Annotated in this window: 1 protein-coding gene; it reads left to right on the top strand. The window is 58.8% G+C overall.

Going from position 1 to position 7,381, the window contains the following annotated elements; genetic code table 11:
• Positions 1-110 precede the first annotated feature (110 nt).
• On the top strand, positions 111-7,381 hold a 7,271-nt coding region (locus LD28_RS23610), incomplete at its 3' end, for an LPD5 domain-containing protein (protein ID WP_193354306.1).

Genomic DNA, 7,381 nt, shown 5'->3' with positions numbered 1-7,381 from the left:
ACCTGGAACAGTCACGTGCCAACATGGCCCGTAAGCTCAGTCCCGTATTGGACTTTGTTGCGGGTGCCGGTGAGCTGGCCACGTCGGGGGCCGGATCACTGAAAGAAGGTATGAGCCCTGATGCTAAAGAGGCAATCAACCGTCGTTTGGTGGATGAGACCCCAGAGGGGCACCTCGCCATAGGGGATGGCGCTGGTGATATCGATGTTTGGGCCATGAAGATGGCGCAGGGCGTTGGCTCTTTGGAGCCGACCCTGCTGGCCGGTGGTGTGACCGGTGTTGTTGCCAAGGCCAGCATTGGACGGGCGGTGACGGCATCGATGATCAAACGTGGTGCCACGCAGCAGGTAGCTGAGGCAGTAGCAGCCAAGACCGTCTCCAAGCTGGCCACCGGTGCGGCCATCACTACGGGGGCAACAGGTTCGGTCGGCAGTGCTGGGGTGAATACCAAGGAGACCGTACTTGGTATGAGTTATGACGAGCTTGCGGCCAGTGCCACCTTCCGCCAGGCCTTCACTCGCATCGACCAGGATCAGCAGACACAACACCTATCCGATGATGAAAAGCTGGCACTAGCCCGAGAAGAAACGGCCAACCTTGCCAGCCGCGCCACCATGAGCGACGCCAAGACTTGGGGCGCCGCTGCCATGGGCTCCATGATGGGCGATGCCATGTTGTTCAAGATGCTGGCAGGCAAGGTGGCTGCAGGCGGCATGCTAAAAGGCGCTGCCAAAGGGGCGGTGGGTGAGGGCATTGGCGAGACCCTTGAAGAGGGCGTTCAGCAATATGCGGTGAACGAATCCCTCAACGAGGTGGCTGCGGCAGACATCGACCCGATGAAAGGGGTGGTATCGAGTGCGCTGGAAGGTGGCCTTATCGGTATGGGCACGGGGGGCGCTGTCGGTGCTGCTGGCGGCCTGCGTGGTGGTAAGCATGTTGCTGAACCCAGTCAGAGTACTGGCGACGCCGTCACCGATCCTGCTTCACCAGTGATGGATGAGGCCGCCCCTGCGGCAGATCCCATTCCAGTAGATGATCCTGCGCAGGCGGCAGCGCCTGATCTGGCTACTGCCGTGGATGATTTGGCAGAGCCTGGGTCAACAAATACTGAACAAAATCCGCTCGGTCCCAGCGCCAGCAAGTTTGATGAAGTGAGGGATGTGCCTGCATACCTGCGCCAAGACGATACTGCCGAGCGCTTCCAAGGTATGGCTGAGGATACAGAGGTACAGCGCGCCTTGTCTGGGGAGTTCGGCCCGTCTGTGCAAGAGTTGGTTGCCGCCCAGATCGACAGGGGGGAGCAGGGACCAAGCCTCTATGAGCAGGTTCAGTCTGGCGCACTTGGGGTCGATCCGTTCGCTGGCAACCAAACTGCCTCACAGGTTGCAGCAGAGGGGCGCAAACCGAACGCACTGAGGGCACCAACCGAGCAAGAGCGCGAGATTGATGGCTATCGGCAGACGGCCGAGCAGAAGCAAAAAGAGAGCTTGGCTCAACGTGAGGCGTTACAGGGTGCCACGTTTGAGTCAGGCATTGAGTCGCAGTATGTCGCAGAGGTTGCCACACAGGTTCGTGAGCAAGCGATCGCGCGAGCTGGCAGTGAGACAGACTCGATCTTTGGCCCGCTTCAATCCTTACGCATTACCCGTAAAGGCAAACCATTTGCCAGTGAAAAAGAGGCACAGCTTGCCAGTCGCAAGGGTAAGGAGACCCCGGTGCCGCTTAATGGTGGCGGCTTTGGGGTAGCCGAGATTGTCGAGGTTGAGCAAGCAAAAACCACGCAACACGACGATCCCCATCCCAGTCAGCCACAAGCAGAGGTGAGCAATGAGCCCGTTACCCCAGTACCTGCAGTCAGCAGTAAGCGACAAGGTGATCAGCCTGGAGCAGGCCAACCAGCTGCAGCAGGTTCTGAGCCAACCCCTGCCGAACTCACCGACCGAATTGGAGCTGGAGATCCGCCAGCTCTCGCTGCTGCTCTACCTGTACCAGATGGACCATCTCTTGATGACCCGACACTAACAGCCCCGGCCACTGATGCCGGGGTTGTTGTTTCTGGGGCTGACACACCGGTAGCTCAGCCTAAGCCCTGGCATGAGGCCATTGATAACCCTGACGGCACCATCACCCTGAAAGGCGATCTGCCCATGATCAAGCGCTGGGCCAAGGATACCGGCGTGAAGGTGATCCCAGGCAAAGGTGGGCTGGTAGTGGCCACGTCGTCAGCTGCCAAGGTGCGGGAGTTTGCCAAGCCTGCCGCCAGTGAGCCGGTGCAGCAGATCGAAGCCGCTCGCGCCGAGGTAGCGCCGGAGCCCACCGACGCGCAGAAAGAGGCGGGTAACTACAAGAAGGGGCACCTCACGCTGCAGGGGCTGGATATCGCACTCGAGAACCCCAAGGGCTCCACCCGTTCCGGTACCGATCAGGACGGCAAGGCGTGGCAATCGACCATGGCTCACGACTACGGCTACATCAAGCGCACCCTGGGTGCTGACGGCGATCACGTCGATGTGTTCATCGGTGACCAGCCGGATAGCGAAACGGTCTATGTGGTGGATCAGGTGGACCCCAAGACCGGCAAGTTTGACGAGCACAAGGTGATGATGGGCTTTGCAGATGAAGCTGCCGCCCGCGTTGGCTACCTGGCCAATTATCAGCAGGGATGGAAGGGGCTGGGCGCCATCAAGGCCATGCCAGTCGAGGCGTTTAAGCGTTGGCTCAGTGACGGTGATACCACCAAGCCGGCGGTGGCTGGCAAGGCCGAGCCACAGAGCAAGATCGCAGATTTTGGCGAGAAGATTGGTGGGGCACGCAAGGATACCTGGACGGCGTACCGCGACACCGTCGAAGGGGATACCGCTGAGCAGATCAAGGCATTGCCTCTCTCCAAGGCGTGGCCAGCACCAGACTACGACAAGCTGATTGAGTCTGGAATGGATCGCCATGCGGTAGCCATTGCCAGGGCTGCTCGTGATGCTATCCCAGCCAAGCCTCGCGTCAGTTATAAGGTCGGTAATTGGGCGCAGGCGGTGAAGTCGCTGCGCGACCTGTCCCTTGGCCTGATGGATGGCACCCTTGATGCCGATGCGGCAAAGCGCGTGATCTCGAGCAGCGGCCTGCGCAGTGCCCATGCAATTCAGCACCGAGCAGAGCTCTATGTGGCGGTCGGCCACCAACGAAGCTTGGCCGACCTGACGCTCAGCCTGGGCAGTTACAGCCTCTACGAGGGGGTGAAGTACAACCCACCCAAGGGTATTTGGACCCTGAGCCGAGAGAGCAAGTCGAGTGTCTTCGGCAACTGGCCGCGAACCATTGCCTCAGGGGCGAGCAAGGCAGAAGTGATTGCTGCGTTCAAGCATCGTTATGACCAATTGACGCAAGCGGACAGTAAACCCAAAGCCATCTCGTTTGCCATTTACAGCCGCCGTGATGGCCAAGGCTGGATCGTTGGGAAGAAGGTGGGCCGCAACCACCTGGACCTGACAGAGGCATTCGATAACGTCAGTGATGCCAGAAAGTACCGTGATGACCACTATGACGAGCTGGTCAGCAAGCTGGAAAAGGCCAAGGAGATCCCGCATGAGCGCCGTGACATCAACCAGCCTCGTGTGGGTGAGGACATGCGCGGTGGGGCCGACGTTACCCCTGATCTGTTCGGTGAGGCATTTGGCTTTCGCGGAGTGGAGTTCGGTAACTGGGTGGAGCAGGGCCGTCGTCAGCGGGACTTGAACAATGCCTACGATGCGTTGATGGATATGGCGGCGGTGCTGGGGATCTCTCCCAAGGCGTTGTCACTCAATGGCGAGCTGGGGCTGGCGTTCGGAGCCAGGGGATCTGGTGGGGTTAATCCGGCTGCGGCTCACTATGAGCATGGCAAGGTGGTGATCAACCTCACTAAGATGAATGGCGCCGGTTCGTTGGGCCATGAATGGTGGCATGCGCTTGATGGCTACTTTGCCAGAGCCCGGGGCCAACCAGGCGACATGATGACCGAGGCACTGGATGTCTCTTTGGCGGCCCGGGAGAGCCCATTCGTCCACCGTGGTGACGTGCGCAAAGAGATGATCGAAGCGTTCGGTGCCGTCAACCGGGCCATTAAGCGCACCGCGCTCAAAGAGCGGTCACGCAAGCTGGATGACAAGCGAAGTAAGGCGTACTGGACCACCGATCGCGAGCTGAGCGCCCGGGCGTTTGAGTCGTACCTGATAGCCAAGTTGCAAGACCAGGGTGCCAGTAACGATTACCTGGCCAACATCGTCAGTGAGGCGTCCTGGGATGCGGAAGCTGCGCTGGGGATGCGGCTTGATGCGAGTTATCCCTACCCGACAGCCGGGGAGGTTCCTGCCATCCGGGCTGGCTTTGATCAGTTCTTTGACACCATTGAAGAGCGTGAGGAAGGGGATCGCCGGATCCTGTTTTCCAAGCAGGCCATGGCGCAAGGCGACAAGCCAGCCAAGCACCTGACCCAGAAAGAGGCGGAGCTGGTCACCAAGATATGGTTCAGGCAGTACCAGGGGGCCAGTGGCATTGATGTGCAGATCCACGCTACCCAGGCAGAGCTTGAGCGGGCGCTGGGGCTGGATGCCAAAGAGGGGTTGATCCGGCGCGCTGCGTTCGATGACGATGCAAGCACCCTGCATGTGGCCGCCGACACGATTGCCAATCCTACCCGGATGCGCGAGATCTTGCGCCATGAGGTGCTGGCCCACTATGGGTTGGCCAATGTGCTGGGCGATGGTGAATACACCAAGCTGATGAGCCGCCTGATCCAGTCCAAGAAAAACCCAAGTATGAAGGCTGTATGGGACTGGGTTGATACTCATTATGCTGACGAGGATATAGGTGTTCAGGCTGAAGAGGTGGTTGCCCACCTAGCTGAGCTGGAGCAAAGCGCCTGGGACCGCGGCTGGGATCGGGTGGTGGCCTGGGTCACCAAGGCCCTGCGCTCAGTTGGTTTCGTGCCTGATGGTATCACTGCCGCTGAGACCCGGACCCTGATCGAGGGGCTGGGTAAGAGGATGCAGCGTAGTGGCTCTGATGACGGTGGTTCTGGCGGCAAGAAGTTTAGCCAAGAGGAGAAGCCGGGTGAGAATACATTCAAACCGAATCCAGCCGAGGCAGAGGAATATCGCCGGCAATTAGGCAAGGTGATGACGTCACCAAAAAGCGGTGAAATGGTTATCGAAATGGGACGCACGCCCGCTGTGCTTCAAGCCGTTGGCGCGCCTGATCTGCCGCTGCGTATTACCAGAGACATTGTTCGCAAAGCCACAAACGGGGTCAAACATGATGTGCCGATGCCCGTGATTGAACAATTGCCTGAGCTGCTGCATGATCCGATCGCAGTATTCGATTCAAAAACTGAGCAGGGCGCCAAGACTATCTTGATCGATGCAAGTGATGCGTCTGGTCGTCCCATTATTACTGCTGTCCATTTGAATGCCAAAGCGGGACGTATTGATATCAACCGCATTGCCAGCGTTTATGGGAAGGATCATAGTCATCGTGTGTTGAGAGGCTGGTTAGAAGAGGGCTTGCTGAGATATGCCAAAGAAAAACAAAACCCGCTCGGTACGACCCAAGGGCTCCAATTGCCCAAGCGTGGTTCACCAGAACGGGTTTCTGACTCAAATATACTCTCCAGAGGAGACCTTGCCAAGGATGCTGACAAAGTCCGAGATCGAGTCGCTGCGGCAGGACATGCGGCGCCGGCACGAGGCGAACATGAAAGCCCTCGAGACGATGGATCTCTCCCACCTGATGGTCTGAAATTCAGCCAAACCAATACCGTCGCTGACAAGGCGATGGAAAAACTCAATCTGGGCCCCAAGCCTGACATCATCGATAATACCAAAGCCAACCTTGCCAAGCTGCGATCGGTAGATCGCGGAGTGGTCCAGTCATGGGTTGACCGCTTCATCAAAAAAGCCAATACCGAAGTGCTCGATGCCTTGGCTCCCATCAAGTATGCAGAGCAAGCCGCAGGCATTACGGACGCTGCCGACTCTGGCTATATCGCTGCACGGATGGCCACCGGGGCGGCCTCCACCATGCAGGCGACCATGCTCTATGGCCTGCCGGAATGGAAGGATGGGGTGATCCAGCGCAAAGCCGGAACCGGTGAGAAAGATGCGTTGCTGGGGATCTTCTCTGACCTGGGGGCCGACCTGCACAACTGGCTTGGCTGGATGGCCGGTCACCGGGCTGAAATCCTGCTGGGGCAGGGGCGTGAGAACCTGCTCGATGCCAATGACATCGCAGCGCTGAAAGGCGTCGGCAAGGGCAAAGAGGCCAAATTCATGGTGGCCAAGGCACGCTGGAACCGGCTTAATGCCGCCACGCTGGATCTGGCGCAAGAGGCTGGGCTCTTTACCGCTGAGGCGCGGGCCGAGTTCGAGAGCGAGTGGTATATCCCCTTCTTCCGCGAGTCGGAAGATGGCGACGTTATCGCCCCCTTCAAGCCGAAGGGGATCGCCAACCAGAACGCCGGTATTAAGAAGCTCAAGGGCGGCGAGGCCAACACCAACGATCTGCTCGAGAACATCTTCACCTCTACCTCCAAGCTGATCGATGCCTCCATGAAGAACATGGCGGCGCAAAAGACAGTTTGGAACTTGGCAGATACCGGTCTCATCGAGGTGGTGGCCAAGCCCAACATGATGGACTGGCGGGCACTCAAGAACGGCAAGGACCTGATCACCGTCAAGCTGGATGGTGAGGACTACATGATCCGGGTGGAGGATCCTGACCTTTACCGCGCCATGACCTTCTTCGATCGTCAGCCGTTCGGAACCATGATTAATGTGGCAGCCAAGGCCAAGCGCCTGCTGACAGCCGGCGTCACCGCATCACCCGAGTTCATGCTGCGCAACTTCTTGCGCGACTCACTCTCCAGCTGGGTGATCAGCAAGGATGGCTTCAAGCCGGTGATCGACTCCATCAAGGGGGTGAGGAAAACCCTGGCCATGGAGGGCAGCACTATTGATGTGATGTTCAGTGGTGCCAGCTTCCTTGGCGGCTACGTCAACGGCAATGACCCCACCGCGATGGCTGACACGGTGCGCAAGTCGCTGCGCCGCAAGGGGATGACGCCAGAGCAGATCGCCAGATATGAGAAGTCCATCATCCGTAATGCGGCTCACGCCAAAGGGGTAGTGGCCGACGTGTGGGAGAAGTACAACAGGCTTGGTGAGGGACTGGAGAACGCCAACCGTGAAGCGGTCTATGACGCAGCCATCAAGGCTGGCAAGAGCCATGCCCAAGCCGCCTTTGAGTCGAAGGACTTGATGGATTTTTCAATGCTAGGGGCGGCCCGAGCAATTCAAGGGGCGGCCATGGTGTTGCCGTTCTTCAATGCCCGCCTTCAGGGGCTGGGCAAGCT

Origin of the sequence: Aeromonas finlandensis (genome assembly GCF_000764645.1) — a bacterium.
Taxonomy (GTDB): Bacteria; Pseudomonadota; Gammaproteobacteria; order Enterobacterales; family Aeromonadaceae; genus Aeromonas; species Aeromonas finlandensis.
This window is presented reverse-complemented; position numbering and strand designations above follow the sequence as displayed.